The sequence below is a fragment of the Tannerella forsythia genome (assembly GCF_003860135.1).
Classification (GTDB): Bacteria; Bacteroidota; Bacteroidia; order Bacteroidales; family Tannerellaceae; genus Tannerella; species Tannerella forsythia_A.
Window position 1 is genome coordinate 1 of sequence record NZ_RQYN01000101.1, and the last position, 2,502, is coordinate 2,502.

Sequence of the window (2,502 nt, forward strand, 5' to 3'; positions counted from 1 at the left end):
ACAGCCCTGAAAGGGCGTATTAATTCAGCCCAATGCGAAGCGTTGGGAGAAAAAAAGTCCACCATCCCGGCAGAGGGCTGTAAGCCTGATATAATCTTCCATGTTATGCGTTAGAAAAGCAGGAAGATGATCAGATATAGATCGGTTGATTGTAGTTGTTTTTTTCTATCATAAAATTTGAGTGAAGACTACTTCCCTAATAGACGCGACATTTACTTGAATAGATTCGTTTGTTAAAAATGAATTAGTGTTTTTTAGTTCGAAAAGCATGATGTGTAAAAACTGTATGGAAAGCGTAGATCGGATTTATAATAAATATTTTAGGTCTGTTTTTAATACATGTCTTTCGGCTGTAAATTGCTTCTTTTCTTTATAAAATATGTGATTATTTGTTGATATTTCAAAATGAATTATAGAGAAAACAAGTTGAATAGTCAAGAATATAAAATGACTTTAGCAGAATTGTTAATGATGATAGCAACAATATAGTTGATAAGACGAACATTCTACTTGATTTGTTATAAAATATAAATGAGTAAGCAAACTATGTTAATGAAAATACAAATATCATGCTTGATTTGTTATAAATCATAAATGAGTATATGAACTATGTTAATAAGTATAGGAACAATGTTAATGAAAATACGAATCCACTACTTAATCATACGAACATTCTCCTTAATCATAGCAACTTTCTCTCTAATCATACGAACATACTACTTAATCATGGCAACTTTCTCTTTAATCATACGAACATACTGTTTAATCATGGCAACTTTCTCTTTAATCTCATCTATATATTGTTTAATCATCACAATCTATTTCTTGAACATGCGCATATTCTCTCTGAAAGGAAGTACTTGTTCAATCATCATACGTATTCTAATCTATCGAGAAATATATTTTATCTCTGCCATAAAATAAATGTTTTCAACAAAGTAATGAAAACAGTTGAATACATTATAAAGAAAAAAGATAGATTCAAAAGATCAAGAGCCTTTTTGGGCTCTATACCTTTCAATAATTAAATTGTAAAGGGTTTAATTGTGATGTAACCAGATAGATATCATGTGAAATTAATGAGAAGTCAAAATATAAACTCAACTTTTATACCCCAAAAGAAATCTTTTTCTTTAATTTGTGTTCAAGTATTGCATTTATGGGCTGAAAATATTCAGTTGTTTATTTAAGATTGGGGAATTATGAATTTACTAATCTCCTAAATAATAAGATGTTTAGAATTTAGTTTATTAGTGGAACAAAATAGTCTGATATTTTTTTAAATATTTATGCTAAGATTGAGATATATAATAATATTGCTATGCATATTCTCTTTGCAATATTTATATGGACAAGCAAATCTCTCATTAATTCAAGGAAAATATGAAGAGTTAGATTCTATTCAATATTTAAAAGGTTTAGATGAAGCTATTTTTCAATCTGTCGTAAGAGATTTTGGCGAGCCATTAGAAAATCATATTAAACAAAGAACAAACTCGATAAGAAATGGGGTAAGTGGTCAGACAATTAGATTTGTGTTGAATGTTGATATAGATACGACTAAATTAGATTCGGATATTTATGATTATTTAAAGATTGACACATCACGTAATAATTTCAACGTTTATTGTTTTGATAAGAATTATAAACCTGTATATTTTATTTTTTTTTCATGAAGGTAAACTCGAATTTTATGGAGATTTTTTTCCAACTTTCTCTAAGCGATATTCAAAGAAAGTAAGATCGGCTTTAAGGGGAGTACTTAAAAAGAAACCGCTTTATTTGTTATATTGTGATTCTATGCCCAATATGATTTTATATGTCAAAGATGGTAAGATATTCGTACATCGTGTCTTGCAAAATAAAGTATATAAGCTAAACGATTATGTGGCAAAACGTAAAGATTCGAAGCGTTTTAACTGTATCGATTCATTTTGACATTGTCTTGTATAATTTTATGAATGGTTCTTTTGACCATCTTGGTAAAAAAAGAAACAAGTGGAATGAAAACTTGAGATATGGATTAGGGGCAATGGCGAATTTGAGTGATATATTAATGGGCTTTAAACCTCAAAAAGTTGATTTGGTTACTGAAAATTCAGATGCGATAGGTCATTCCGCTATTGTTAAACACGGTACAAGAACAGGAATCAAGGGCAAAACAGATATAATTGGATTAATATCAGTGGGACCTGATTGGGATAATGCAAAGAATAATGCTACATGGCATTGGATGCGAGGTAAGAACAGATGATCAACTTATTCAGCAAAAGAGAACTCACGATGGATACAGTCTCTTGATGTAAACTATGATACTATCAACAGTTATTCTAATTGGCTTAACAAAATGGAAAGTGCAGGTAAGCTTGTTTATAGTTTAGAACTAAGTAGTTGTGTAACTCATACCTCATTAGCTCTCAATATGTCAAATATTGGCTCTATGTTGATTTGAGTGGGTAATGGAAATTCCTTCCTCCGTTTATGTAGTATACCATATCCATA

The 2,502-nt window shown here is 29.9% G+C and carries 2 protein-coding genes; both read left to right on the top strand.

Going from position 1 to position 2,502, the window contains the following annotated elements; translation table 11 throughout:
* Positions 1–1,334 precede the first annotated feature (1,334 nt).
* Positions 1,335–1,676 (top strand): hypothetical protein, encoded by a 342-nt coding sequence (locus EII41_RS13370; RefSeq protein ID WP_124790979.1) that lies wholly within the window; start codon positions 1,335–1,337, stop codon positions 1,674–1,676.
* A 209-nt stretch (positions 1,677–1,885) separates the two neighbouring features.
* Positions 1,886–2,254: a hypothetical protein gene (locus EII41_RS13375; protein WP_124790980.1), complete on the top strand. Its 369-nt coding sequence runs from the start codon at positions 1,886–1,888 to the stop codon at positions 2,252–2,254.
* The last annotated feature ends 248 nt before the right edge of the window (positions 2,255–2,502 follow it).